This window comes from Pusillimonas sp. (assembly GCF_044464525.1).
Taxonomy (GTDB): Bacteria; Pseudomonadota; Gammaproteobacteria; order Burkholderiales; family Burkholderiaceae_B; genus Pusillimonas.
This window is the reverse complement of sequence record NZ_JBIQLE010000040.1, coordinates 1-26,340: the sequence shown is the minus strand read 5'-3', so window position 1 is coordinate 26,340 and position 26,340 is coordinate 1. Positions and strand designations below refer to the sequence as shown.

Below are 26,340 nucleotides of genomic sequence, written 5' to 3'. Positions count from 1 at the left end.
GCCTTGGCCGCCTAACCTCTACTTTTAACGACCGTTAAAAAAGGGAGGATTACCGCCCATTCGGTTACTCAATCGCACGCTCACGTTTCAGAATCGCTCCGCCATGCTATCAAAAAAACAGGAATTGGGTCGAAATCTTACTCTGATGCTAATTGGAGGGGCCGTTAATTACGGTGTTTATACCGGCTAGGTCATTTCTTTACTTTTGATTACCCGGTACACAGTAACGCCGTAAGCGTCGCCGGTATGGTGTTCAACTATCTTTCATCCCCTTTTTTTATGTACCGCTTTCCATCCACCTAAATAGCGCAGCTCGTCTTTCCTTTCTCATGGTACGAAATAAAATCCAGAATTAGGCCTATAGCCAGCAACAGAACAGCGACCGTTTCCAATGCCGCCGCTAAAATGGCCAGTGGGATACGACTAAGGTAACGAAATTCGATCCATTCGTAAAAGACGCGTATCGCGGCGACTAGGCCCGCCGTTACGAACAAAACACTTAAAACCAGTGAGTTCTCCTGCAATTTCGCCCTTCATCAGTCGCGTATAAGCTCGACGTAAAGGAAGGGAGATAGGCATGTACCGAAGCGCATAGCCAACCAGACGCTCCGTAACTGAAACGCTGTCTGTCAGCGTCAATGGCTATGGCTCCTGGACGCGTGGCGGTACACCCGGGCGTACGCACTTTACGAACACGCAGTTACTGGCACCATTCGTCCCGTGCACACCGAAACCGAGGGTACATACGGGTCACCCGCGCATAACGTGAGAGCTCCGTGATCGCGGTTATCCGGCCAGTAAATCGTCAAGGGAGAGACTGCTGCGTGAGTATGGCATCCGGGCTCGTCACAGTAGTTCCTACGAAATTGGATCAAAGTTCAACAGACAAATGTAGCTGCGGCATAACTCGGGGACGTCGAAAGGCGGAAAACAGAGGAAAACTCATGCCAAGCGCAAAAGCGCTCCAATCGCGGGGACATTCCCAAATGTGGCAATATGCCTACCAAAAAAGTCGACGTTGCACAACTAGATTGTCCCGACTCAGAGAGCCTTAAAAAGCTAGTCGCCGCTCGCGCGTCCGCGCGAATCGCCGTTTGTTTATAATCTTGCAATCCCAGGGAACAAGCAAGGTCTACTTCGCAGCGCCGAAGTAACAGGCCGTACCAGACCCAAGCCGTCTTTGATTATCTCCTCACTACCCTACATGCTTGAACACAAAGAAAACCCCTTGCTTTCCAACCTGCTTGTGGCGCTATATATTCTGCTGCCTATTACACTGCTTACAAGCCATTCGTTACCAAGCGGTGTGTTTTATGCATTGATCTTAACGAGCTTGATACTGCTTACTCAGACGCGCTTTGCGGGCGCGGGCGGACAGACTTATAGATACCGCTGGCTAATCGCCTGCTACGGTGTCCTATTTTTAGCTGTTGCGGCGTCTTCGGTGTACCACGGCCATTGGGCCGGCGCAAACAGCGAAGGAGCCCTCCGATTTTTCGTCGGATTGTGGGTGCTACTGTTAGCGCTTCCGCAACTTGGGAGGCAGCGATTACAAAGAGTTTGCTGGGGGATATATGGGGGTGGGGTCGTATCTACGATAATCATTGTATGGCTGGCGGCTGCTACTAGCAGCAGACCCGAGGCTCCCACTATTATTATTGTTTCCTACTCCAGCATCATGATGTTGCTGTGCGCACTTATCGTGTACTCGTTGAAGTGGCAGCTTAGTCGCTTTCCAGCTTGGGAACGCGTTTTCAAAATCGTATTGGCCTGCGCCGTTTTCATAGGGTTTCTTGCAGCACAAACACGAACGGGCCTGCTGGGCTTGCCCATATTTGTACTGCTGGGCATTGTGCTATTCGCCGGGAATGCCAAACCAGGCCGGGTGGTTGTGATATTGATGGTTGCTGCGGTGTTAGCCGTGGCAGCCGTTGCCAATACCGACGGCCTGCGCAACCGAATTGCGGAAGGCGTCCAGGAAATACAAACCTGCCAAGGTAGCAATGGCACACAATACAATTCCATGTGCATTCGCCTGCAAATGTGGCGAACCGCCATCCACGGCGGCATTAACCATCCTTGGTTCGGCTTGGGGAATGGCGGAATGTTCAACCAGTATATGCAAGACGTAGGGGTACCAAACGGGCTAGTTGCACAAGAGGTGGTGGATGAGCCCTTTGGCGAGCCCCATAGCGACCTATTGCTTATGTTCTTTGGCTTCGGCTTGCCGGGTGCGCTGGGGCTGCTGCTTGTTTATCTGGCGCCATGCTTCTACTTTGTACCCAGGCTGCTCAGTAAGGAAACGTCTGGGCAGGCAAAGGCGGCGGCCGCTATGGGGTTAGCGGTATGCCTAGGCTTTTTATGTTTTGGAATTACAGAAACCATGTTCCGACGCATGAATACGATCGGTTTTTATGTGGCACTGGTGGCGTGGCTAATGGTGCTTTCAGACCCACAAACGCCGAAAGCCAAGCCATTACGGCAAGGCACGCCCGGCCAAACTGGTCTATCGTAATTTGCGCCTTCCACCATAAATACACCACCGCTTTGCTTGCCCCCTGCCAGTTGTGCAGCTAATCATAGCGGTTACCCTGGGCACTCTCTTAGTTGAACAAGTCTACAATCCAGACATCGTTCCATCTTCGTTCCCATTATGAGTCGCACCGTACCCCACGCGCCGCAAACCATGCTGCTCCAAGCACCTGAATGGCACGCCTATGTCCAAGCTGGCCGCACCGCTTCGATCAATGCGAATCGTTTAAGTATTATGGAAGCAGCCGGCCTTTTTTTGGACCTTACCGGCCAGCCGGCCTCAAGCGAATTGGCTGCCGCAGGAAGGGCGCTGCTGGAAGCGCGCGATTTCAGCCTTTGGCGCGACAAGCTCCTCTCCGGCCAAGCCGTTAACAACACCGAAGAGCGCGCCGCCTGGCACACCATGCTGCGCGCGCCCGCGCCTGTGGAAGCGGTGGCTGCTGAACGCGAACGCATGAACGAGTTCGTGCGCAAAGCCGACTCCGAACGCCGCTGGCGCAATATCGTCCATATCGGCATAGGTGGCAGCGACTGGGGGGTGCGTCTTTCTGTGGGGGCTTTTGGCTATGCGGGCATGTGGCGCCAGGTGCGCTTTGCGGCCAGCATCGACGGCCATGCCATCGAAGGGGCTTTGGCGGGGCTTGACCCGCACGACACGCTTATTGTGCTGGCATCCAAATCGTTTACCACGGCCGAAACATTGGAAAACGGCAAGCGCGCTATCGAATGGCAGCGCAACGCCGGGGTGGCCGACCCGTTCGCGAACGTTATGGCGGTTACCGCCCACCCAGAGCTGGCCTTGGCCTGGGGCGCACGCGAAGAGCAGATATTCCGCCTGTGGGATTGGGTGGGCGGCCGGTTTTCGCTATGGTCGTCGGTGGGCCTTACCACGGCGCTGGCCGTGGGCCCGGACGTTCTGGCCGGCATGCATGCTGGCGCATCGGCCATGGACACGCACTTTGCCACCGCGCCATACGAAAGCAACGCCCCCATCCAAATGGCATTGGCGGGCCTGGTAAACCGCTGTGCGCTGGGCTATGCCTCGCTTAACATCGCGCCTTACGATTTCCGGCTGGCCAATTTGGTGCCCTACTTGCAGCAATTGGAAATGGAATCGCTGGGCAAGTCGGTAGACCTGGATGGCGACCCTGTTACCGTGCCCACCGGCCCTGCGGTATGGGGCATGCCGGGCACCGACGCCCAGCACACTTTCTTTCAATGGCTGCACCAAAGCAGCGATGGCGCGCCGGTAGACTTTATTGTCTGCCAAGAAGCCGGCCACCACTGGCCCGAGCACCACCGCAGCCTGCTGGCCAACTGCCTGGCCCAGCGCGAGGCGCTGCTGCAAGGCAAAACCTACGAAGAAGCGCTGCAAGAATGCCTGGCCGCCGGCACACCGCCCCAGAAAGCCCAGTGGCTGGCCAAGCACCGCGTCCACCCCGGCGGGCGGCCTTCTAACCTTATTGTCCTGCCCAAGCTAACCCCCTACACCCTGGGCGCCCTGCTGGCGCTGTACGAGCACAAGGTGTTCGTACAGGGGGTGGTATGGGGCATCAACCCGTTTGATCAGTGGGGGGTGGAATACGGCAAGGTGCTGGCAAAGGGCATTACCGAAGAGCTTGCAGGCGGGAAACCGAAGGATGGCGCAGAGCATGATGCGTCGACGGCTTATTGGGTGGACAGGTTTAGTGGGTAGGGGGTACGTCGAGTTTTCATGTCTACGCCACTTCTCCGCACCTTCACGGCCTGGCCGTCGAGGCCGAAACACTTGACAATCTACGCGAAGAAGTCCGAAGCGCGGTCAACGTTTTAATCGAGCTGAAAATCGGCTCGCACAGCGGTTCCATACACAGCTAAGTAAGGCCGGACTTTACCTTTCAAGACCAGCCAGTCGCTATGACATGAATGGTACTCTTGCTGTTCGAAACCGGAATAGCTCACCCGGCGTGGACCCGAACTGCTCCTTGAATGCTGCGGTAAAGGCTGAAGGGGTCTCGTAGCCGCTGGCCAGGGCAATATCGGTTACACGCTGCCCTTGCTCCAGCAATGGCAGGGCGGCAAGCAGGCGCAGCCTTTGGCGCCACTTGCGAAAACCCATGCCGGTTTCTTTTGTGAACAGGCGGCTTAATGTCTTGGTGGAAACGCCCAAGCGGTCGGCCCACTGGGCCAGGCTTTTTTGCGAATCGGGGTGCTTCTGCAGGTGCCGGCATATAGCCACCAGCCGTGCGTCTTTGGGCAGCGGCAGCATCAAGTCTGTGGTTGCGGCCAAGGCAAGCTGGTCAAGCAATACATTTGCCAGACGACCCTGCGCGCCGCTTTCTTCATACTCTTCGGGAAACTCGCTGAATGTGCGGATCAGCTCTCGAAGCAGCGGGCTAACCTCTAATACGCAACATTCAACCGCGGTGCGCAAACTGGCACTGGGTTCAATGTACAAGCTGCGTATCTGGGTATCGGCTGAACAATAGACGCGATGAGGGGTTCCGGCCGGAATCCACACCGCCCGGTGCGGCGGCGCTACGAACCTTCCTTTTGCTGTCCACACATCAAGCACGCCAGTGGCCGCATACGACAGTTGCACCCATGGGTGGCTGTGCCGGTGCTGGATCAACTGGTTGGATATGGCTTCGACATGCCCGTATACGGGCCGGGGCAAGCGAGCCAATTGGTCCAAAGCGGAAGTGGAGTTGCCTTTCATGCCGGCCGATGTCTCTTTGGCGATATTAATGGTAGTTTGAGCGTTAGCAGGATATCCAACAATACCTTAAGGTATGTTCTTTGTGTAAGCAATGCCTGTGTAATGTCGAAACTACGTCTATTGTTTGATAACTTCACCTTGCTGCTGTTCGCGGTGGTGGCGGCGGCCAGCCTGGCCCCGGCCCATGGGGTTGGGGCCGTCATATTTGAATGGATTACGGCGGCGGCAATTGCCTTGCTGTTTTTCCTGCATGGCGCGAAGCTTTCCCGGCAGGCGATTATTGCAGGGGCCATGCACTGGCGTTTGCACCTGCTGGTCTTTTCATGCACGTTTGTCATGTTCCCGCTATTGGGCTGGGGCCTGAAGCCGCTGCTACAGCCCTTGTTGGGGGCTTCGCTATACATCGGCGTGCTGTATTTATGCGCCCTGCCGGGCACCGTTCAATCGGCCATCGCCTTCACGTCAATTGCGCGCGGCAACATTCCCGCGGCGGTGTGCAGCGCTTCGGCTTCCAGCATTATCGGCATTGTCCTCACACCCATGTTGGTCGAGCTATTGCTAGACGCCGACGCAGGCGGCGCGATCTCAATGCTTGACGCCATTTACGGCATCAGCAAGCAACTGCTGCTGCCCTTTATCGCCGGCCATTTGTCGCGGCCCTGGATAGGCGCCTGGGTGGATCGCAACCAAAGCTGGCTGAAGAATGTGGACCAGGGCTCGATTCTTTTGGTGGTGTACACCGCCTTTAGCGCATCGGTAATAGGCGGGCTTTGGCATACGGTTCCGGTAAGCGCGCTACTGTGGCTGACGCTTGTATGCTGCGCACTGCTGGCCTTTGTGCTGGCGGCCACCACATGGCTGGCCCGCTTTTTCAAGTTCTCGCACGAAGATGAAATCACAATTGTGTTTTGCGGCTCGAAGAAAAGCATGGCCACCGGGGTGCCGATGGCGCAAGTGTTGTTTACGGGGGCCATGGCGGGGCCGGCCCTGCTGCCCTTGATGATTTTTCATCAGATTCAACTGATGGTGTGCGCCGTGCTGGCGCAGCGTTATCGGCTGCGGGGCGAGGCCCTGGCTACGCAAGCAGCGTCGTGATGGCGTTTCGCAAGAAGGTTGTGTCTTGGGCATTGGAAACCGGGTTTCCGGCGCGATGGCCCCATATAGAGGGGATGGCCGATAGCTTGCCCCGTTTCAGGTGCTCTAGTTCTAGCCGGTTGTCTACCACTGGAAAATAAAGATCGGTGTCGCCGGGCAATAACAGGGTGTCCGCCTCGATCGCTTGCAGGGCACGCTCAAAGTTGCCTTGAAACCGGGTATTTGCGCTGATGTCGGCGGTTTGCCATGTACGTATGTGCGCCAGCAGGTTTTCTGGGTGACGCCTCAAGAAGCCTTCTTCCCAATACCTGACAAGGAAGTCTTCCAGCGAATGATAGCCAAGGGTGCGCCAGGCCTCGTTACGATAGAAGGCCTGGGAAAGCGCCCACCCCGCATAGATTCGGCCCACAGCCCTTAATGCGCGCTCGTGGTCGTGCTGTGCCACCGAGTGCAAGGCGGTTTTGACACCCTCTAGGAAAACGAAGTTGTGCGGCGAGACGCGCGCGGCGCCGCAAATTACCGCAAGCCGTTCGACCATTTGCGGGTAAAGGCAGGCCCATTGATAAGCCTGCATGCCCCCCATGGACCAGCCGCATGCCAGCGCGAGCTTTTCTATGCCCAAGCCTTCCGACAAAAGCCTGTATTGCGCCGCCACGTTGTCGTAGATGGTGAAGTGCGGCCACCGGCCCAGATGCCTGAACGAGCAGTTGCTTGGCGAGGGCGAAACCCCATTGCCGAACATATCGGGAATAACGACAAAGTATTTGTCGGCATCGAACACACCATCGGCGCCCAGCATCCACTCCAGCTCTTGATGCTGGGCGCCAAAAGGCGTGTTGAGCAGTACTACGTTCGACTTGTCTTGCCGCATCTGGCCGTAGGTTTTGTAGGCCAGTGTCAAACCCGGAAAAACCACCCCCGATTGCAGCTGGAAATTACCTAAATCAAAAATCTCGGTGTTGTTCATAGTATCGGGGGATGTTTCCTGGCTGATATTTACGATTTACGGCAAACGGGCTTCTTCGGCACTGATGCGTTCGCAAATGGCTTTGAGGGCTTCCAGTTTGGCCGGTGGCAAGCCCATGATGGGCCTTCTGGCCAGGCCGGCGTCCCGGCCCACCAGCCTCATGGCCTCTTTGATGACAACCGGAAAAGATCCGAACGCCCACGCAGCCCTTAACGGAGCCAGTATGTCGTTAATTCGGGTGGCCTCTTCCCAATTGTTTTGTTGAATGGCGTTGTATTGCGCCACCACCAGCTTGGGAAACGCATTGGCGGCCGGCGAGATGGTTCCGTGCCCCCCGTGCATCATCAAACTCTGAAAGATGGTATCGCGGCCGGAAAACACCAAGGCCTTGCGGTCGGTGACCAGCATATATTCAATGGCTTGTGTCAGGTCGCCGCTTGAATCCTTCATGCCGACAATATTGTCCAATTCCATGCAGCGCTTCAAGGTCTGGGGCAGCACATTGACGCTGGTGCGCGGAGGGTTGTTGTACAGCATGACCGGAAGCTTGGTGGCCGACGCTACCGCCTTGTAATGCTCTACAAGTTCGTCTTGAGTGGGCTGGGCAAAGAACGGGGTAATGACCAGGGCCAGGTCGACACCAATAGACTCGGCAGCCTGCGTAAGCTTCTTGGCTCCGCTTGTTGTAATGGCCCCCGTGCCAGCATAGATGGGCACGCGGCCGTTGACGGCTTCGGCAGTTACTTCCAGCAAGCGCACATGCTCATCGTATTCAAGCGAGAAAAACTCGCCCTGGCTACCCGCCACCGACACGCCATGAACGCCGTTTGAAATGTAGTCTTCGATAAGGCTCTTCAGCCGGCCCTCGTCGAATTTTTCATCGGCGGTAAACGGTGTGGCGACAGCGGGAACAACTCCCACAAAACTTGCGGTTTGCATCTGGTTTTCTCCTTGTGATTTTAAATTCCAAGATATCTTTCTGCCAATTTGGCGTCGGCCTTAAGCGCCTCAGAGCAGCCCGACCACACCACCCGCCCTTTTTCGAGTATGTAGTGGCGGTCGGCAATTCGGGCCAAGGCGTCGACATTCTTGTCGATGACCAATATCGACTGCCCTGCCGCTTTAAGCCGGCTAAGGCAGCTCCAGATTTCTTCCCGAATGATGGGGGCAAGGCCTTCGGTGGCCTCGTCAAGAATCAGCAGACGGGGGTTGGTCATCAGCGCACGGCCGATCACCATCATTTGCTGCTCGCCGCCCGACAGCAGAATGGCCGGGTTATTCAAGCGCTCTTGCAGCCTGGGAAACATCGCCAGGATACGATCCAGGGTCCAGGGCTCTGAGTTATTGGAGCGGTTGGACGCCGCCGCGATCAGGTTTTCTCGTACCGTAAGGTTGGGAAACACCTGGCGCCCCTCGGGCACCAGACCCAGCCCGCGCTTGGCGATGCGAAACGCCGGCAGGCCGTTGATGCGTTCCCCGTCCAGATGGATGTCGCCGGCGGTGGGTTTCAGGATGCCCATCACCGATGAAACGGTTGTTGTCTTGCCCATGCCGTTACGGCCAAGCAAGGTCACGACTTCGCTCTTGTTTATTTCAAGGCTTACATCAAACAAGACTTGGCTTTGCCCGTATCCGCCCTGCAAACCGCTGACCGTCAGCATTGTGCTTCCTCCTCGCCTAGATAGGCTTTGCGCACCTCGGGATTCAGCCGTATGGCCTCGGCGTCGCCGCTGGCAATGCATGCGCCCGTTACCAGCACGATGATCCGGTCGGCCAGCTTGAAAACGGCGTCCATGTCGTGCTCGATAAGCACGATGGAAATACGACCCTTAAGCGAAAGCAAAAGGGTAATCATCTTCTCGGACTCTTCTACGCCCATGCCGGCCATGGGTTCGTCCAACAATAAAAGACGCGGCTTTCCGGCCAGTGCGATGGCTATTTCCAGGGCCCGCTTCTCTCCGTGAGAAAGGCTGGACACCAATACGTTGGCCCGGGAAGCAAGCCCCACTTCGTTTAAATAGCCCAGGGCCGGTTCCACCAACCGGGTGTCAGTGCTGGCGTCTTGCCAGAAACGAAAGCTGTGGCCAAGCTGTGCCTGCACCGCAAGGATGACGTTCTGCAACGCGGTGAAGTCGGCAAATACGCTGGTAATCTGAAATGAACGGCCAAAGCCAAGGCCGGCGCGCTGGTGTACCGATAAGCAGGTAACGTCCTGGCCCAAGAACAGAATTTGTCCGGAATTGGGCTGCAATTCGCCCGACAGCTGCGCAAGCAATGTGGTTTTACCCGCGCCATTGGGCCCGATAATCGCACAGAGCTCCCCCGGGGCCAGGTCAAAACTGAAGTTGTCGGTTGCAACGATGCCGTCGTAATGCTTGACAAGGTTCCTGGCGGATAGAATCGGATCAGGCATGGATTTTTCTCCTTCTTAGCAGCCCAAGGCCCCATCTTTTCTTGTTCGGCTCTTGCTGGCGGTTTACGAACAAGGAGCCGAAGATTCCACGCTTGGTGTACAAGACAATAAGCAGCAACAAAACACCCAATGGCAATTGCCAGTGCTGTGTGTACCGGGAAAGCTCGGCCTCGAGGAACAGCAGCACTACAGCGCCCAGCAAGGGGCCGAACAGCGTGCCTATGCCGCCCAAAATAACAATAATCAGCAGCTCGGAAGAGCGTGTCCAATGGACAATGGCCGGCGACACGAACAGGTTCTGGTTGGCCAGAAGAAACCCGGCAATGCCGCAAATAACGCCTGAGATCACGAACGCGGTCAAGCGGTATCGAAACACCGGGATGCCCACCGCGAGCACACGCCGTTCATTGATCTTTGCTCCCCTAAGAACCATGCCGAAGCGAGAGCTGACCACCCTGTTCAGAAAGAAAAGGGTTCCCACCAGAATGGCGAACACCACGTAGTACAGGGTGAACGTATCGCCGATATCCAGAACGGGAAACTGGCTTGAGCCATAAACCGTCATTCCATCTTCGCCGCCATACGTGTCCAGGCTGGTTCCAAGGAAATAAAACATCTGCCCGAAGCCCAGGGTGATCATCAAGAAATGCAAGCCTGTGGTGCGCAGGCAGATCAAGCCGATCAGGAACGCGATGGCTGCTGAGGCGCCGATGGCGACACCCAAGTGGATGAAGCCGTTGTCGATTCCATGATAGGCAAGAATGCCGACGGCGTACGCCCCTATTCCAAGAAAGGCAGCGTGCCCAAAACTGACCAGGCCGCCATAGCCCAGCACAAAATCGAGGCTGACGGCGGCAAGCCCCAGAATCATCATGCGGATCGCAATATCCATGAAATAGGATGCGTCCATTGAATGCGCCACCGCCGGCAGTATCGCGAAACCGAGCAAGGTTATAAAAATAACTACGTTACGTAAGTTCATTGTCGTCACCGCTATCTCAGTCGTGGGGGGAACAGACCGCGAGGCCGGAAGAAAAGCACGGCAGCCATGGTTACGTAGATTAATATTGACGCAATGGCCGGCCCCGCCGTCTGCGCGCCGGCTTGCGGCAACACCCATTCCAGTATCGGGCCAAGGAAGATACGGCCAAACGTGTCAACGGCTCCGATCAGCAGGGCCCCGATAAATGCGCCGCGTACCGACCCAAGCCCCCCTATCACGATCACCACGAATGACAAGATAAGCACCTTGTCTCCCATGTTCGGCTCGACGGACGCGGTCGGCCCCGACATGACGCCCGCCAAGGCGGCAAGAACCGCCCCCAAACCGAACACAACTGTGTACAGAAGTTGGATGTTGACGCCCAGCGCACCAATCATCACCCGGTTGCTGGCCCCCGCCCGTATCAAAATCCCCAGGCGGGTACGGCTGATCAATAGGTACAGAAGCCCCGCCGCCACTAGCCCGACCACGACGATTGCCAGGCGGATTGTCGGGTAAGGAGCGCCGGGAAGTATCTCGACCTGCCCCTGCAGGAACTCGGGCAGCCGCGAACTTATGGCTGCCGGCCCCCAGATGATGCGTGTGAGCTCGTTGAATATCAGCAATACGGCAAACGTCGCTAATACCTGGTCAAGGTGAGTGCGATGGTATAGGGCTCGAAACACGACGATTTCGATGATGATCCCCAATACCAAGGCGCCCACCAAGGCTGCGACGATGGCCAGCATGAACGAGTCGGTTTGTTGAAATACCGTGGCAGATATGTAAGCCCCTGCCATGTACATGGATGCATGAGCCAGGTTGATCAGGTTCATGATTCCAATGACCAACGTCAGCCCGGCGGCAAGCAAGAACAGCGTTACACCCAGCTGGACGCCGTTCAAGAGCTGCTCAAGAAAAATTAGCGGTTGCATTTGTCCCCCACCGTCAGTCGCCGTTTCAGCCGTTCTTGCACTGTTCGTAGTAAGCGTCTTTGTGCTTGGGCATCACCGTGTCGATGGTCCGGCGGGCATACTTTCCGTCCTCACCTTTCTCGACCTTGAACACGTAATAGTTCTGGATGGGGAAGTTGTTGACGTTGAACTCGAACGGGCCGCGCACCGATTCAAAATCGGCTTTTTTGATTGCCGCCAGCAACGCCTTCTTGTCGGAGAGGTTGCCGTTGACCTGCTCTACACCGCTGGCGATCAAGCCGATGGCATCATACGAAGCGGCGGCGTAGTCAGATGGCATGTAGCCATACTCGGCCTGGAAGGCTTCGACGAACTTCTGGTTTGCCGGGAACGGCAGGTCGGGCGACCAGAACCCGCTGTCCAGCACCCCTTCAGCCGCCTCGCCCAATGCGGGCAGAGTCGTTTCGTTGGCGGTAAACGAAGTGTACAAAGGCACTTCGAGCCCAGCCTGGCGATACTGATTCAAGACTTGCACGCCCAAGCCGCCGGGATAGAACATAAAGACCGCTGCGGGTTTTGCGGCGCGAATCTGGGTGAACTCGGGCTGATAGTCGGACTGGTCAAGCTTGGTATAGACCTCATTGACAATTTCGCCCTTGTAGTACCTTTTGAACCCGTTCAACATGTCTTTGCCGGCCGCGTAATTAGGCGCCATCAAGTACACGTTGGGCACTTTCTGCTCTTGCAGGTACTGGCCCATGGCTTCAGGCGACTGGTCGTTCTGCCAAGCGGTAGAGAAAAAATACGGCGAACACATTTTGCCGGCGATCTGCGAGGGGCCCGCGCTTGCGCTGACGAAGATCGTTTCGTCGCGCACGATGGGTTGATACATCGCCATCATGACGTTGGAGAAGATCACGCCGGACAAAAAATCGACGTTGTCCCGCTTCATCATCGTCTCGGCAAGCTGCTTGCCCACGTCGGGCTTCAGTTGGTCGTCGCCGAAAATAATCTCCACCTCTTTGCCGGCGAACTTTCCGTCTTTCATCTTCAAGGCCAGCCGTGCACCGTCTTGCATGTGCTTGCCCATAACGCCGGCGGGCCCGGACAATGTGGTAATGAAACCGATTTTGACTTTTTCCGCGGCGAAGGCGGTGGTGGATAAGGCGGCGACAAGCAAGCCGCTAAGGGCAAGTTTCACTTTCATATGATCTCCTTTGTGGTGGACTTTCTTTTTTAGATTTCTTTGGACGAACTTAGAGCCGCTAAAATGCGGTCTGGTGTGAAGGGTTGATGCATCGCAGTCACATTGAAAGGCTTTAATGCATCGTTGACTGCAACCCAAACAGCGCCGATGGCGCCGATTAACCCGGCCTCTCCGATGCCTTTTGCCCCAAGCTGCGTTGAACGTTCTTTGCTTTCAATATGGCTGACATGGATATCAGGCATTTCGCTGGCCATGGGAACCAGGTACTCGGCCATGGTGCCGTTCATGAGGTTGCCGTTTTCGCTATAGATGCACTCTTCGTACAGGGTGGCGCCCAGGCCTTGCACCACGCCGCCGCGAACCTGCTCGTCAACCAGCAGCGGGTTGATCACCCGGCCACAGTCGTCAACCGCCCAGTGTCCCAGCAGCTTGATGACGCCGGTTTCTGGATCAAGCTCGAGATAGCAGCCCTGTATGCCGTTGGCCATGTAATAAAGCTGGTCGTTGGCGACGTGGCTTCCGGTTGTCTGTAGCTGGGGAACGAAGTCTTTTGGCAGGGTGTCTTGCCGGAAGTAGCCGACGCGGGCGGCTTCGGCAATGGATATCACCGGCTCGAGCGTGTCGCTTTTTACGATGTCTCCGTTGTGCGTATCGAGGCTGGTGGCCGCGATGCCGGTAATTGCAGTGCCGATATCCAGAATGTTTTTCTTCATCTGCAAGGCGGCCTTGAGCGTGGCCTCGCCGCCCACAGCCATGCCGCGCGAGCCCCACGCGCCTCCGCCATAAGGCGTGGCGCGGCTATCGCCTGACACCATTTCAATCATCGAAATGTCTATGCCGACGCCGGTGGCGACAATCTGGGCCAGGCCTGTCAGCGTGCCTTGGCCCTGGTCGGTGGTGCTGGTGATACAACGGATCGCCCCCGAAGGTTCCAGCTTCAGCATGCAGGCATCTTGGACAGATATTTCGGCCGTTGTGGGGCCGTAATACGGGGGACCGTATGATGTCTGCTCTACAAAAGAGGCAACGCCGATTCCACGATAGATTCCCTGCTCGCGCAACGCCGCCTGCTCGCTACGCAGTTGGGCGTAGTTCATGTTGGTGACGAGCTTTTCCATGCATTGCTCGAACGAGACCGTGTCCAGCCGCGCCCCGCCCGGCGTAACACAGGGAAGCGATGAAATGGGCCTGAAGTTTGAGCGTTTGAATTCGACTGGATCGACTTGCAGCTTGTGCGCGGCCAGATCCATCAAGACTTCGGTGACCGTGCAAGCCAGCGGCATGCCAACGCCACGATACATGCCGATCAGGTTCTTGTTGACGTAGACGCTTCGGGTTCTGGCCTTATAGCTATCGAAATCGTATGGCGCGCCGGCCATGTTGGTCAGCATCATGCCTTCTGCAATGTTGTAGCGAAGAGGCATGCCGAACGCGCCGATTGCCGCCAGGTCGTCCACTTCCATCGCAGTTATCTTGCCCTGAGCCGACACAGCGATACGTGCCTTGACGGTGTGCTCGCGGGCGTGCGCATCGCTTAGGAAGGATTCGATTCGATCCGCACAGAACCGGATGGGCCGGGCCATGAGCTTGCTAATGGCCGCCACCGCCAGTTCTTCGCCATAAGTATTGATCTTCAAACCAAAGCCGCCGCCAATATCAGGTGCGATGACTCTTACCTTATGCTCGGGAATGTCCAGATGCTTGCTGAAGACAGCTTGCATCTGCGCCGGTGATTGGTGCGAGTGGTAGACGGTAAGGTATTGCTGACTGGGATCGAAATCGGCCAGCACGCCGCGGGGCTCAAGCGTGACGCCGGTTTGCCGTTCAAACCGGAACTCGTGCTCTATGATGGTTGCGGCTTTTTCAAATTCTGCTTCCGGGTCGCCTGCATGGGTGATGGCCTCGAAGGCCAGGTTGTCGCCCAGCTCGGGGTGAATAACATATGCATCGTCTGCAATAGCGGAAGCGGCGTCGCTGACTGCGGGCAAGGCATCCCAGTCTATCGCTACAAGCTCGGCGGCATCTTCTGCCTGGGCGCGCGTCTGGGCAACCACGGCAACAACAGGCTGCCCTTGCCACACGGCACGATCGACCGCCATAGGGTATTGCGGCGCCGATTTATGTCCTTGGCGATTTGCGGCAACGGCGATAAACGGCTTGCAGCATTCGGCCAGTTCGGCGCCGACGAGTATACGTGCGACTCCGGGCGCAGCCTGCGCTTGGCGGGTATCGATACTGACAATCCTGGCATGTGCGTAGGGGCTTCGCACGAACGCCAGATGAAGCATGCGCGGCACGGTGATGTCTGCCAGATACTGCCCTCGGCCATGTAGCAGACGCTCAATTCCTACGCGCGGCGTTGCCTTTCCGACCTGTGATCCGAATTTGTCCAGCGTTGTATGTGGTGTATCGATAAGATTCACGACTCGTCTCCCCTTCCGGCCAGCCTATGATTCATCACCGCTTCCACAGAGTCGATGATCGCTTCGTAGCCGGTGCACCGACAGAAATTCCCTGACATGAACTCGCGTATCTCTTGCCGGCTAAGGCGCTGCTGCGAGCTGAGCAGCTCGTTGGCCGTAAGAAGCATTCCCGAAGTACAGAACCCGCACTGTGCGGCGTTGCGTTGGATGAACTCTTGTTGAAGCTCGCGCAGGACGCCGCGCTCGGACGCCCCTTCGATGGTTTCAACCTCTTTTCCATCAGCTTGGGCGGCCAGTACCAGGCAGCCCCGCACAACCGAACCGTCCAGCAATATTGAGCAGCTTCCGCATACCCCGTGCTCACAACCGGTGTGCGTGCCTGTGAGGCCCATTTCGTCTCGTACGAAATCTGCCAGGTGCTGCCGGGCTTTAACCGACCGGCGAACCACGTCTCCGTTGATGTGGGTTTCTATTTCGACCTCGAATTGGGTCTGTGCGCTTACACTTTGCGTCATTTCGCCCCCTGCTTGTTCAGCTGCTCAATCACTCTTCTGGTTAAAACAACGGCCCATCTTTCTTTGGTCGCCGCCGCGCAGCCCGGCGAATCACTGGCCTGTATGTCCGCCAGAACAGCCTCTTCCAGGCCGGCCAAGGTGCTTACAGGCAAAGTGGCTCCATCTAGAAACCTGGACATGTTTTTGGCGATTTGCGCCTGATCGACACAACCGAAATAGACGACTCGAGGCTTATGAATGGCGTTGGCTTCATTGACGAATGCGGTGATGACCAACCCTGCCTGCGCAAAGTCTCCCGCTCGGCGGCTCAACTCGAGAATCAAGGAAAAATCCGGACGCGGCTCGACGGGAAACCGAATCTCGGCGATGAGTTCTCCGGGCTGCAATGCGGTCTCGAGAAAACCCAGGAAAAAGTCTTCCGCGGGTACATGCCGCCGTCCATCCGGCCCCACGACCACAACGGTGCCGCCCATGGCAATGGTGCAGGCGGGAAGCTCGGCCGCGGGGTCCGCATAGGCCAGGCTGCCGCCGAATGTGCCCCTGTTTCGTATGCCGACGTGTCCAACGTACTGGATGGCATCGTGCAAAAGAGGTAAATGCGTTTTGATTATTTCCGAGTTAAGAACCTCGACATGCCGGGTCAGGGCCCCGATTTTCACCTCGCCGCCGTCCGGCGCAAGGTCGATTCCCTTTAATTCGTCCAGCCCGCCAATATCCACCACCCATTCCGGATAGGAAATTCGCATGCTCAAGCCGGCCAAAAGGCTTTGGCCTCCGGCGATAGGGACAGCCATCTCGGCGTGCCGGGATAAAGTCGCTATTGCAGCATCGAGCGAGGCCGGCTTCACATACTGAAAATTCGGAAACTTCATCTAATTTGCTCCCCCATTCACTGCGTTTAATTGTTCTGGTGACCTGCAATGTCCAGTGGATAGTAGGGGATAGGTATAGCCCCGGCAAATACTAAAATCTGATGGCATGATAATCAGGGTTTATTAACAACATTAATTTTCATTCTACTTGATAACGTGCAGCTATCAAGCGATTAGGTTTTCGTATTTGATAGTCGGTAATCCGCTCCCTATACTCCCATCGAAATCCAGTGTTTTCTGGGTCTTATTAACACTACGAATTTATTAAGAGAGGGAGTCATGGCCAAGCTGCGTCATATTGCAATAATGGTTCCAAACCCGGAAGAAACAGCAAAATTTTTTATCAACACATTTGGAATGGAGCAGGTTGGAACCACGGAAAGCCCCTTATCCACCGGCGTATTTTTATCCGACGGAACCATCAACTTGGCTGTTCTTAACTTCAAGAACGACGAAGCTGCTGGCGTACCCGGCGGCAAAGACATGGTGTGTATTAACCATATGGGCTTCTGGGTGGACGACCTGGATGATATAGACAAGCAAATCAAGGATAACGGGGGCGATTTAATGCTCGGCCTGCCCGATGACCCGGAAGACCGAAAAGAGCTGTTCTACGAGGTTAAGTACAAGACGCCCGACGGCATTATTGTTGATGTCAGTGCAAATGGCTGGATAGGCGCTTCGCTGTAATAGCCGATGGTTTCACAGCCCCCAAGCCCGGACGAGACATTAATATCCCGTTTAGAAGATGAGCTATGTGGGTCCGGCTTGGTCAGGCCGGACCCGACGGTTTTTCATGGCGCGGACGTATTTGCCATGGAAATCCGGCGCATCTTCTTTGCCAACTGGACGCTGCTGGATTATGCAGACAGGTTCTCGGACGATGGTAATTGCCGACTGTACGAAGTTGCCATGCGCAGCCTTGTCGTGGTGCGTAACAATGCAAGGCAATTCCATTGTGTGCGCAACCGATGCTTGCATGCTGCGTACCCAGTTCTGCTCGAAGATAAGGTCGATACAGGCGATAAGCTTACCTGCACCTATCACGGCTGGCAGTACTCGTTGGATGGCAAGTTACTTTACGCACCACATTTGAATTCCGGCCCCAGCGCCGATGTTGGCCTTACACGCTATGGCGTTGAACTACATGACGGCTTGCTGTATTTGGCGCCAATTTCAGATTCCCTGACCAGAAGCCCGGAAGAATTCTTGGTTCGTTCGCAAAATACGAACGCGCCGCCAGAATTTCATGTTGAGCAGTTCAGCATAGAGGCCAATTGGAAGAAGCTGGCGTGGATTCTTAACGAGAGCGTACAGGCAGCGTTCAATCTGCGTAGCACCGATATCCAAACCTACGGGGCTCTTAACTTATATATAAGCTATGGCGAAGGGTCGGCGATTATTCGCTTGATTCCTTTTGCAAACAAGCGCACTAAATTAACCATTACACAAACACAGCCATTAAACCGCCCCAGCGCCCCATCGCAAGCGTCAAGCAAGCTTGAACATTACCTGCGCGCAGCGATTAAAGACGAAGCCTTATCAATAAAGGCTGATCAGGAAACGGCTCTGGCGGAATTTCATAAATGGTATTTGGCGACGATTACGTCGTGTACACCGAAGGAGATCAACGAATGAATATGACTGGCGAACAGCTTATTCCCAAAGAAAGAAAAGTAGTGTGGGAGCATTTGAACGACCCTGAAACGCTGCAAGCGTGCATCATGGGCTGTGAGTCAATAGAAGAAACCGGCGAGAACCAATATGACATTGTGCTGTTCGCCTCAGTCGGCCCATTGAAAGCACGTTTCAAAGGACAGCTCGAGGTTTCCGACATACAAGCGCCCAGCTCATATCGGCTTTCGTTCAGCGGTTCGGGTGGCGCTATCGGTTTCGGAAAAGGCACTGCACTGGTTTCACTTACCGAGCAAGGCAACGACACCTTGCTTCAATACGAGAGCAGTACACAGGTCGAGGGCAAGCTTGCTCAGATTGGTTCGCGCCTTATAGACGCCGCCGCCCGCAAGATCGCGAACGATTTCTTTGCAAAGTTTCAGAACCTGCTGTGCAACGACGAGCCGGTGGCTGCAAAGCCATAAGGCCCGGGGACAACACCACTAGCGCAAAGTGCCAACGATAGATAGAGTAATAGACCGCGATATCCCGAATGAACCGGCCGCGGCAGACCACTTGCACAGGCGGAGCGCGGCGCATGCACCGTTCGTGGCACCGCACATGCACTTGGCGGAGCGCAGCGTATGCACCGGTCGCGGCCCCCATATGTCAACTTTATGGAATAGCGGCATAACTCAAGGAATTCTTGGCTCATGGTTATCCGGCAATTGGTCTACTTGGTCGCGCTGGCGCGAGAGAAGCACTTCGGTAGAGCGGCCGAAGCTTGCCATGTCTCGCAGCCTGGGCTTTCAACAGCGCTGCGGCAGCTTGAAGAAGAGCTCGAAGTTCCAATTATCTTAAGAACACAGCGCTTCAAAGGCTTTACGCCGCAGGGCGAAATCGTGCTTAGTTTTGCACGCAGGGTTCTTGCAGAAAGCGCAACCATGCGTCAACAGCTTTTGGCCGGCACCAAGGCGCTTGAAGGCAAACTTACCATTGGCGTGGTGCCTTCGGTTATGCCCATGCTGCCCCTGCTAACCGGGCCATTGTGCAAAAGCTCGCCAAACATCTCGATCGAAGCGCTATCAATGCCCGAAAGCGAGATCGAACGCATGCTGGTCGAATTCGAACTTGATATCGGCTTCACCCTTTTAAACAGGGTTTCGTTGCCCAACCTTCGAACGACACAACCGCTGTATTACGAAAGCTACGTCTTCCTTACGCCCAATGACGGCGCCTATGCAAATTTCACGTCAATATCCTGGAAAGAGGCGGCAAACAACCCTTTGGCTTTACTGAAGGACACCATCCACACCCGCCAGGCAATAAATCGCGAGTTTGCCGCCGTCAATTGCGATCCCACCCCGCAAGTAGAGACCGACTCCATACTTAGCTTGTGTTCGCACGTGTGCTCAGGAAATTGGTCAACCATTCTGCCCAAAAGCTATTTGCACCCTTTTGGACCACCGCAGGGAACCGTCGCCCTAACACTTAAAGACTCAAAAGAGGTAGAGCCAGTAGGCCTGATCATGCTCGACCGCCAGCCTTTGCCGCCCGTGATCCAGGCGATGATCGATGTATCGCAAGACCAGCATGTTCTGACAGAGCTGCGCAAACTGAACGAGGTTCCCGCCCACGAGTACAGAAATTCGTTTTCCAAGGATTACGTTCGTGCCTAACCACATGCACCTTATGAAACGCTCCCTCACCACCACAACGGGGCAGAACTGGCAACAGGCGCTTCGCCACGCCGGGGGCCGCGCCAAAGCGGCCCTGGATACCGGACAATATCAGGGCGAAAGCCTCAATTTCGAATCGCCAGGGGCTTTCTTCAGCCAGCTAACCGAGCGGCGCTGGCAAATGATTCGGGTAATGATGGGTGTCGGCACGGTGGGCGTGCGCGAGCTGGCTCGTCGCCTCGAGCGCGACGTAAAGCGTGTCCACGAAGGCGCCCAAGCTCTTGTTGCGCTTGGCCTGCTTGAAAAATTGGAAAGCGGCGCGTTGCAATGTCCATTCGACGATATCCATGTAGACATGCATTTAACGGCCGAGCTTGCGGTGGCGTAATTTTCGACACAGAAAATTGCCACTGCAATAGAATGAGTGTCCGGGCGACCGCCCAGAATCCGGCACACCGCCGTCGTCGACAAGGAAGCATTTTCGCATGAGCGACGCCCCCAACTTTTCCGATGCGCACGAAACCTTCGTTCACGTACGGATCTTCATCGGCATGATCCTGGGCATCAGCGTAGCGCGGCTGGTTACGGGTTTGACTCGCTTTATTCAACACCCCGGGCATGAACGGCCATACCCGGTGCATATCGCATGGGTGGCGTTTGTACTGCTGTTTATCGCGCACTTCTGGTGGTTCGAGTTTGCGCTATTCAAGATACAAAGCTGGTCGTTCGCCACGTATTTCTTTCTTCTTGTCTATGCCGGCATTTTTGCTGTGATAGCGGCGTTGCTGTTCCCTGACCGCATTGATGAATACAACGGGTTTCGCGGCTATTTTCTGGCCCGGCGGCGCTGGCTCTATAGCGCCCTGCTGTTCTTGTTCTTGGCCGACGTGGTCGACACCCTTCTTAAGGGCCCCGAATATTACGCCACGTATTACAACTGGGATTACCCGCTGCGGCAGGGGGTATTTATTATCGGTACAAGCCTGGCGCTGTTCGTTAAATCAGAAAACTACCAGAAAGCGCTGGCGTACTTCATGCTGCTTTTTCAGATGGGATGGATTATTGCCCTGTTCGGGGTCTTGCATTAAAGGCCGCCCCCCTGCCCCGCATTTATGTCTGCATCGCTTCCACGGCCGGGTAGAACTCTCTATTTTCTTTTTGCAAGCGCTCGTACACCGTCCGCAGAACGGTATTGGCGGCTTGTTTGAAGCCATCGGGGTCGTTGCGCAAAGAGGCGACAGCGCTCCAGCGGCGAGAGAAGGCGATGTAGGCGTTTGCGATGCCGGTCATTTCCTCTTGATAGGCTTTCCCCATGTCGGCTATCTTCGGGTCGGGCGAATTTTGAACGGCCGGATACAAAATGCGGTCTTCAACGGCCAAGTGGCGGTTCACCAGCGAACTTAGTTCAGTCATGCGCTGCGCAATCGCGGCGGCATTGGCGCTGACCCCGGCGTGCGACAAACGCCGCAGCTCGTTAATGCCTTCCAGAATTTCGGCGTGCTGAGTCTTGAAGCGCAAGATATCCATGAGACCTCCCCGTGGCAACTAATAATGTGACAATTGAACACTTAAGATACATTTTATAGTGATCTTAACAGTTGTCTATGTCTAGTAAGGCCCTTCTGACTCTATGGGGGTTGGAGGTTCCACGCTTTAGCTTGCCAAATGCGTATTTCTCACACTTGTCCTCAGTACTCCAAAACGCATAATGACAGTTAACTACACACCGCTATCATAAGCCTTGTTGCATAGCGGAACTGCTCACTATACAATGATAAAGACATTTCGACATAAAGGCCTTGAAGCTTTTTTTAAGGCAGGATCGCAAGCGGGTATTCAACCTGCCCACGCTTCGCGACTTACAACTCAGCTTACAGCTCTGAATTCAGCCATCCAGCCGGAAGATATGAATGCGCCTGGTTGGAGGCTACATAAACTGTCGGGAAAAAATACGAAAGGACGAGCAGTTGAAGGGCATTGGTCAGTCACAGTCAGCGCTAACTGGCGATTGACTTTTTTCTTTGAAGGCGGCGACGCCACCTTGGTCGACTATCAAGACTATCACTAGGAGATATATATGCGCATGCAGAACCCTGCACATCCGGGGATCGTTTTGCGCGAGTACCTCGGCGAACTTACTGTCACAGAGGCTGCGGCGAAGCTGGCCGTAACGCGCGCCGCGCTGTCGCGCATACTTAATGGCTCAGCCGGCATTTCTGCAGAAATGGCATTGCGCCTTCGCGACGCTTTGGGCACCAGTGCCCAGATGTGGCTCAACATGCAGGCGCAGTACGATTTATGGCAAGCGGAAAACAAGCCCGATCGGCCGGTCATCGCGCCGATTCATGAGACCGCTATGCGAGCTTGGCTGCTTGACGAAGTCGCCCCCACGTACGACGCCACCGAAGCCGATCCCGCGCGGGTAGTAACACAACAAGCAGTAAAAGAAGCCCTCGCCGCTGAACACAAGAAAACCAACAAAATACGCTAATGGCTGTCTGCACTATTGCCTTCAACGTGTACATAAGAACCATTTCACCGTCTTCCTAAGCCCTATATCAAAGCTTACCTGCGGGTTCCAACCTAGTTCGGATCGGATCTTGCCGGCATCCAGCGCATAGCGTTGGTCGTGGCCCGGGCGGTCTTCCACGTGGGTGATCAGGTGTTCGTGCGGCGCGGGCAGGCCGTTGGCGCCGGCGGGGCGGCTCTGGGGATGCAGCTCGTCAAGCGCGCGGCAAATGGCGCGCACTACTTCAATATTGGGCCTGGGGTTGTGGGCGCCGACATTGTAGGTTTCGCCCACCCTGCCCTTTTCCAGAATAAGCTGCAGTGCGCAAACGTGGTCGTCTACGTGCAGCCAGTCTCGCACCTGGAGACCATCGCCGTACAAAGGCAGGGGCCTGCCTTGCACCGCGTTAAGTGTCATTAGCGGAATCAGCTTCTCGGGAAACTGATACGGGCCGTAGTTATTGGTGCAATGGCTAAGCAACACCGGCAGGCCGTAGGTTCGATGCCAGGCATGCACCAAATGGTCTGATGCCGCCTTGCTGCCGGAGTATGGCGAGCTGGGCGCGTAGGCCGTGGTTTCGGTGAATAAGGCATCGCTATTCCCAAGGTCGCCATACACCTCGTCGGTTGACACGTGCAGGAAGCGAAAGGCGTCGCGGCAAGCGCCGGGCAAGGCCTGCCAATACTGTCGGGCGGCCTCAAGCAAGGTGTATGTGCCCACGACATTGCTTTGGATGAAAGCATCCGGGCCGTGGATGGAGCGATCGACATGCGTTTCGGCCGCCAGATGCACAACGGCGTGGGGCTGGTATTGGGTGAAAATGCGGTCCAGTTCCGGGCGGTTGCAAATATCGACTTGCTCGAAGGCATGGCTGGGGCTGCCCATTACCGATGCCAGCGACGCTTTGTTGCCGGCGTAGGTTAGCTTGTCGACGTTGACGACTTCATCGGCGCCTTGGGCAACTAAGTGCCGGACCAAGGCCGAGCCGATAAAGCCGGCTCCGCCAGTGATAAGGATGTTCATGAGTGGCCTACTACGCTGTCGGTAAAGACAAAATCAGTATTCTAGTGTGGGCTATGTTCGGAGAGTGCTTTTTGCCGACGCGTTGGTTGTCCGCAGGGTGAGGGTTGGGTTCCAACCAAGTGTTACGTATGGCCAGGCCGATCCACGTAAAGCGATTAGCCAGGATTAATTAGGTGCCAGCGCCGCGACGGGTTAGCGGGATAGGTGACCAGACAATAGCTCGCTTATCACGCCTGGCAAGCTTTCCATCAACGGGCGGGGCTCGATTCCCAGACGAGCGATTTTTTTGCAATCCAGAACCGAATAGGCGGGACGAACGGCGGCGCTGGGGTATTCGCTGGAAGCGATACGGCTTAGCAGGCGAAGGCGGCACGCATCTTCATCGCCCTCTGCCCGCGAACCGGCACTCAGAATATCTGAGAAACTGAATGGCTCATGCCCCATCGCGTGGTCCGGATGCCGGTCTGCACCATCACGCCCAGGAATCGGCACTGGTTGCTCACTGGCTTGGATACGGTCTGCAACTTTGAATATGGCTCGGGCAAAATCGTACCGTGTCAGGCCGGTGGCGCCGGTGTAGTGATGGACGCCGCCTGCCGCATGTGGGTGTGCGACAAGAGTGACAATAGCCTGCGCCAGGTCGCCGGCAAAGGTGGGGGCTCCGGTCTGGTCATCCACGACGCGTAACGGCCGGCCATGTTGCGCCGTCCGAAGCATGGCAGCCACGAAGTTGTTCGCCGCAGCGCTATAGACCCAAGCGGTTCTTACCACCAAGGCCTCTGGCTGTTCCTGCAATACCCACTGCTCGCCTTGCAGCTTGGATTCGCCGTACGCGTTTAGCGGATGCGTGGCGGCTTGTTCGTCATAGGGGCTGCCCGCTTTGCCGTCGAACACATAGTCTGTGGAGACGTGCACCAATCGGGCGCCCACATCGTTGGCCGCCCGCGCCAGGTTCAGCGGCCCGTGCGCGTTGACCGCAAAGGCCCTGTCTCGATCTTGTTCCGCCTGGTCGACGGCGTTGTAGGCTGCGGCGTTCAATATTAAGGCCGGGTGTAGCTCGGCCACCTGCCGGCGCACCGCCGCCGCGTCGCTTATATCAAGCTGCGCAGAGCCTAGAGCGGTTACCGCCCAATAAGCCGGACGCGTCCGTAACAAGGCTTGCGCCAACTGGCCTTGCGCGCCGGTGATGAGTACTTTTAATTTCATGAGGCATGATATATCTGGCCCATGCTCTTGCCAATTTTTGCCAAAAACTGTAGCCTCAAGAACATGAGCACGATGAACATTTCCCTGCCCGAGTCGCTAAAAGAGTTCGTTGACGAGCAAGTCAGTCAGCGAGGCTACAGCACTAGCAGCGAGTACCTTCACGAGCTAATCCGCAATGAGCAAGCGAGGCAGAATCTACGTTGCTTGCTATTAGAGGGCGCCACATCTGCTCCCGGTTCAGAGATTACTGAACAATACTTTTCGTCTTTACGGCAGCGCATACAAAACCACAGTAAATAAACACCGCCGTGGCAAGGCGGGGTCTTCGTGTTCGGCCTGGACCCGACTGACGATGACACGGCCGTCTTCCAACAAATCAAATGCTACCTTGCCACCGACGGTAAGGTTTATTCCTTACTTAAGTCAATTCAGAGGGCAGATTTGTTCGATGGCAATAGCCCTGCCTCGAGCAGCTCTTTCAATGTTTTGCCATTGCGGTCTTTATCGGAAATCAAGAGAGCATCGCAGGGCCAGTCTATGCCCAGATTGGGGTCGTTCCAGCGTAGGCAGCCCTCGCTTTGCGGCGCGTAGTAGGCGGTGCATTTGTACTCGACCAAAGCCTCGTCCGAAAGCACCAGGAAGCCATGCGCATAGCCCGGCGGAATCCAAAGCTGGCGAGGCTGTTCGTGGCTTAGGGTAAGCGCCTGCCACTGTCCGAATGTGGGCGAACCAACCCGTATGTCTACCGTTACGTCGTAGATGCTGCCCTGCACAGCCCGCACCAGCTTGCCTTGATCATTGGGGTGCTGAAAATGCAGGCCGCGAAGCACGCCTCGCGTTGAATGCGAGAAATTATCTTGCACGAAAGGCCCATTCTGGCCGGGCAGGCCTTGATAACTCTGCGCTCGGAAGCCTTCCAGAAAGTACCCGCGCTCGTCGGCGAAAGCGCGCAAGGCGACGAGCTTGATGTCGGGGAAGGCGGTGTCGATAAGTTGAAGGGGCACGAAAATTCCGCAACTGAAATGAATAGGGCCGGTCCGGCTCAACGCGGCTCAAGATAGTGTAGAACAGCCGCCGCCAGCCGGCTCATCGTGACATTGTGCATGGTCGTTCTTATCCTGATCACCACTGCGATTGTGAGGTCAGCCTTACGATGTTAATGATCCGCCTACGATAAAAAATTAACTTATTATTTACAAATAATAGTTATACTTAACGTATAATCCTCATGAACGAAATTAGCTGGACCCTCCGGGCCGCCAAGCAACTGCGGAAACTCGACCGACCCCAGCAGAGCATCATTCGAGACGCCGTATCCGTTCTAGCTGCAATGCCGTCATGCACAAACGTAAAGCGCTTGAGTCATCACGAGTATTCATATCGCCTGCGTGTAGGCAACTACAGGGTTATGTTTAATTGGCATGAAACGATCCATGTCGTCTACATAGAAGAAGTAAAGAAACGCGATGAACGCACCTATTAATATCCAGATCATCAACGATGCCGCCGGCAAGCCGGCGTTTGTCGTGATTCCGTATGAGCACTATGTGGCCCAACAAAGCAGCAAGAAAGACGATCTAATCCCCCATGACGTAATCAGCCGCGTGGTCGACGGCTCTACGCCCGCCCGTGCCTGGCGTGAGCATCTTCAGCTTACACAAGCCGACATGGCCGCCCGGCTGGGCATCACA

At 55.7% G+C, this 26,340-nt stretch carries 28 protein-coding genes and 1 pseudogene; 14 read left to right on the top strand and 15 right to left on the bottom strand.

The features are described 5' to 3' along the window. Window positions 1-607 precede the first annotated feature (607 nt). The 3 genes and pseudogenes from ACIY1O_RS15970 to pgi form a co-directional block, all read left to right on the top strand. Window positions 608-862, top strand: a pseudogene (locus ACIY1O_RS15970) (IS3 family transposase); the annotation flags it as partial. Window positions 863-1,204: 342 nt separating this feature from the next. After that, window positions 1,205-2,515: an O-antigen ligase family protein gene (locus ACIY1O_RS15965; RefSeq protein WP_397476091.1), complete on the top strand. Its 1,311-nt coding sequence runs from the start codon at window positions 1,205-1,207 to the stop codon at window positions 2,513-2,515. A 138-nt stretch (window positions 2,516-2,653) separates the two neighbouring features. After that, window positions 2,654-4,228 (top strand): glucose-6-phosphate isomerase, encoded by a 1,575-nt coding sequence (pgi, locus tag ACIY1O_RS15960; protein ID WP_397476090.1) that lies wholly within the window; start codon window positions 2,654-2,656, stop codon window positions 4,226-4,228. A gap of 198 nt (window positions 4,229-4,426) precedes the next feature. Here the strand turns inward: pgi and ACIY1O_RS15955 are convergent, their stop codons facing one another. Next, the gene (locus ACIY1O_RS15955; RefSeq protein WP_397476089.1) at window positions 4,427-5,230 is read right to left on the bottom strand and encodes an AraC family transcriptional regulator; all 804 of its coding nucleotides are present in this window, start codon (window positions 5,228-5,230) and stop codon (window positions 4,427-4,429) included. Window positions 5,231-5,332: 102 nt separating this feature from the next. On the opposite strand from ACIY1O_RS15955, the gene ACIY1O_RS15950 reads away from it, so the two are divergent. Continuing rightward, window positions 5,333-6,325, top strand: a complete 993-nt coding sequence (locus ACIY1O_RS15950) for a bile acid:sodium symporter family protein (protein WP_397476088.1) — start codon at window positions 5,333-5,335, stop codon at window positions 6,323-6,325. Here the strand turns inward: ACIY1O_RS15950 and ACIY1O_RS15945 are convergent. The 10 genes from ACIY1O_RS15945 to ACIY1O_RS15900 form a co-directional block, all read right to left on the bottom strand. Next, window positions 6,306-7,292 (bottom strand): alpha/beta fold hydrolase, encoded by a 987-nt coding sequence (locus ACIY1O_RS15945; RefSeq protein ID WP_397476087.1) that lies wholly within the window; start codon window positions 7,290-7,292, stop codon window positions 6,306-6,308. The two genes, ACIY1O_RS15950 and ACIY1O_RS15945, sit on opposite strands and share 20 nt — an antisense overlap. Before the next feature lie 36 nt (window positions 7,293-7,328). Beyond that, the gene (dapA, locus tag ACIY1O_RS15940) at window positions 7,329-8,231 is read right to left on the bottom strand and encodes a 4-hydroxy-tetrahydrodipicolinate synthase (protein WP_397476086.1); all 903 of its coding nucleotides are present in this window, start codon (window positions 8,229-8,231) and stop codon (window positions 7,329-7,331) included. A gap of 20 nt (window positions 8,232-8,251) precedes the next feature. Further along, window positions 8,252-8,953 (bottom strand): ABC transporter ATP-binding protein, encoded by a 702-nt coding sequence (locus ACIY1O_RS15935; protein WP_397476085.1) that lies wholly within the window; start codon window positions 8,951-8,953, stop codon window positions 8,252-8,254. Then, entirely contained in the window at window positions 8,947-9,705 is a 759-nt protein-coding gene (locus tag ACIY1O_RS15930; RefSeq protein ID WP_397476084.1) for an ABC transporter ATP-binding protein, read from the bottom strand. The genes ACIY1O_RS15935 and ACIY1O_RS15930 overlap by 7 nt, the downstream gene beginning before the upstream one ends. Further along, window positions 9,698-10,615, bottom strand: coding sequence for a branched-chain amino acid ABC transporter permease (locus tag ACIY1O_RS15925; protein ID WP_397476083.1), 918 nt, complete (start codon window positions 10,613-10,615; stop codon window positions 9,698-9,700). The genes ACIY1O_RS15930 and ACIY1O_RS15925 overlap by 8 nt, the downstream gene beginning before the upstream one ends. Before the next feature lie 83 nt (window positions 10,616-10,698). After that, a complete protein-coding gene (locus ACIY1O_RS15920) occupies window positions 10,699-11,622 on the bottom strand; it encodes a branched-chain amino acid ABC transporter permease (protein ID WP_397476082.1) in 924 nt (307 codons plus the stop codon). 25 nt (window positions 11,623-11,647) lie between these two features. After that, window positions 11,648-12,808, bottom strand: coding sequence for an ABC transporter substrate-binding protein (locus ACIY1O_RS15915; RefSeq protein ID WP_397476081.1), 1,161 nt, complete (start codon window positions 12,806-12,808; stop codon window positions 11,648-11,650). A gap of 29 nt (window positions 12,809-12,837) precedes the next feature. Then, a complete protein-coding gene (locus ACIY1O_RS15910) occupies window positions 12,838-15,231 on the bottom strand; it encodes a xanthine dehydrogenase family protein molybdopterin-binding subunit (protein ID WP_397476080.1) in 2,394 nt (797 codons plus the stop codon). After that, complete coding sequence (locus ACIY1O_RS15905; RefSeq protein WP_397476079.1) at window positions 15,228-15,746, bottom strand: (2Fe-2S)-binding protein; 519 nt, start codon at window positions 15,744-15,746, stop codon at window positions 15,228-15,230. Before ACIY1O_RS15905 ends, ACIY1O_RS15910 begins: the two co-directional genes overlap by 4 nt. Then, window positions 15,743-16,618 carry an FAD binding domain-containing protein gene (locus ACIY1O_RS15900; RefSeq protein WP_397476078.1) on the bottom strand — a complete coding sequence of 292 codons (876 nt, stop codon included), beginning with the start codon at window positions 16,616-16,618 and terminating at the stop codon, window positions 15,743-15,745. The genes ACIY1O_RS15905 and ACIY1O_RS15900 overlap by 4 nt, the downstream gene beginning before the upstream one ends. Window positions 16,619-16,897: 279 nt before the next feature. Between ACIY1O_RS15900 and ACIY1O_RS15895 the strand changes: the two genes are divergently transcribed. The 6 genes from ACIY1O_RS15895 to ACIY1O_RS15870 all read left to right on the top strand — a co-directional run bounded on the left by ACIY1O_RS15895 (window position 16,898) and on the right by ACIY1O_RS15870 (window position 20,999). Next, window positions 16,898-17,308: a VOC family protein gene (locus tag ACIY1O_RS15895; RefSeq protein ID WP_397476077.1), complete on the top strand. Its 411-nt coding sequence runs from the start codon at window positions 16,898-16,900 to the stop codon at window positions 17,306-17,308. A gap of 126 nt (window positions 17,309-17,434) precedes the next feature. Continuing rightward, on the top strand, window positions 17,435-18,256 hold the full coding sequence (locus tag ACIY1O_RS15890; protein WP_397476076.1) for a Rieske 2Fe-2S domain-containing protein: 822 nt from the start codon (window positions 17,435-17,437) through the stop codon (window positions 18,254-18,256). Continuing rightward, window positions 18,253-18,717, top strand: coding sequence for an SRPBCC family protein (locus ACIY1O_RS15885; protein ID WP_397476075.1), 465 nt, complete (start codon window positions 18,253-18,255; stop codon window positions 18,715-18,717). The genes ACIY1O_RS15890 and ACIY1O_RS15885 overlap by 4 nt, the downstream gene beginning before the upstream one ends. A 228-nt stretch (window positions 18,718-18,945) precedes the next feature. After that, window positions 18,946-19,911, top strand: a complete 966-nt coding sequence (locus ACIY1O_RS15880; RefSeq protein WP_397476074.1) for a LysR family transcriptional regulator — start codon at window positions 18,946-18,948, stop codon at window positions 19,909-19,911. A gap of 13 nt (window positions 19,912-19,924) precedes the next feature. Beyond that, a complete protein-coding gene (locus ACIY1O_RS15875) occupies window positions 19,925-20,299 on the top strand; it encodes an HVO_A0114 family putative DNA-binding protein (protein ID WP_397476073.1) in 375 nt (124 codons plus the stop codon). Between the two features lie 97 nt (window positions 20,300-20,396). Continuing rightward, window positions 20,397-20,999: a hypothetical protein gene (locus ACIY1O_RS15870; protein ID WP_397476072.1), complete on the top strand. Its 603-nt coding sequence runs from the start codon at window positions 20,397-20,399 to the stop codon at window positions 20,997-20,999. Between the two features lie 22 nt (window positions 21,000-21,021). Here ACIY1O_RS15870 and ACIY1O_RS15865 read toward each other — a convergent pair whose 3' ends face one another. Further along, the gene (locus ACIY1O_RS15865) at window positions 21,022-21,438 is read right to left on the bottom strand and encodes a hemerythrin domain-containing protein (RefSeq protein WP_397476071.1); all 417 of its coding nucleotides are present in this window, start codon (window positions 21,436-21,438) and stop codon (window positions 21,022-21,024) included. 244 nt (window positions 21,439-21,682) lie between these two features. Between ACIY1O_RS15865 and ACIY1O_RS15860 the strand changes: the two genes are divergently transcribed. Both ACIY1O_RS15860 and ACIY1O_RS15855 read left to right on the top strand, forming a co-directional pair. Next, the gene (locus ACIY1O_RS15860; RefSeq protein ID WP_397476070.1) at window positions 21,683-21,979 is read left to right on the top strand and encodes a type II toxin-antitoxin system RelE/ParE family toxin; all 297 of its coding nucleotides are present in this window, start codon (window positions 21,683-21,685) and stop codon (window positions 21,977-21,979) included. Between the two features lie 9 nt (window positions 21,980-21,988). Next, window positions 21,989-22,402, top strand: a complete 414-nt coding sequence (locus tag ACIY1O_RS15855) for a HigA family addiction module antitoxin (protein WP_397476069.1) — start codon at window positions 21,989-21,991, stop codon at window positions 22,400-22,402. A gap of 21 nt (window positions 22,403-22,423) precedes the next feature. Here the strand turns inward: ACIY1O_RS15855 and rfbB are convergent, their stop codons facing one another. From rfbB to rfbC, 3 genes are all read right to left on the bottom strand, one after another. Further along, the gene (gene rfbB / locus ACIY1O_RS15850) at window positions 22,424-23,443 is read right to left on the bottom strand and encodes a dTDP-glucose 4,6-dehydratase (RefSeq protein ID WP_397476068.1); all 1,020 of its coding nucleotides are present in this window, start codon (window positions 23,441-23,443) and stop codon (window positions 22,424-22,426) included. Between the two features lie 192 nt (window positions 23,444-23,635). Then, window positions 23,636-24,649: a dTDP-4-dehydrorhamnose reductase gene (gene rfbD / locus ACIY1O_RS15845; protein WP_397476067.1), complete on the bottom strand. Its 1,014-nt coding sequence runs from the start codon at window positions 24,647-24,649 to the stop codon at window positions 23,636-23,638. A gap of 428 nt (window positions 24,650-25,077) precedes the next feature. Next, on the bottom strand, window positions 25,078-25,653 hold the full coding sequence (rfbC, locus tag ACIY1O_RS15840; protein ID WP_397476066.1) for a dTDP-4-dehydrorhamnose 3,5-epimerase: 576 nt from the start codon (window positions 25,651-25,653) through the stop codon (window positions 25,078-25,080). A gap of 224 nt (window positions 25,654-25,877) precedes the next feature. Here rfbC and ACIY1O_RS15835 point away from each other — a divergent pair, with 224 nt between their 5' ends. Next, window positions 25,878-26,132, top strand: a complete 255-nt coding sequence (locus ACIY1O_RS15835; protein WP_397476065.1) for a type II toxin-antitoxin system RelE family toxin — start codon at window positions 25,878-25,880, stop codon at window positions 26,130-26,132. Next, a partial coding sequence (locus ACIY1O_RS15830; RefSeq protein ID WP_397476064.1) for a helix-turn-helix domain-containing protein occupies window positions 26,116-26,340 on the top strand: 225 nt, incomplete at its 3' end. The genes ACIY1O_RS15835 and ACIY1O_RS15830, both read left to right, overlap by 17 nt.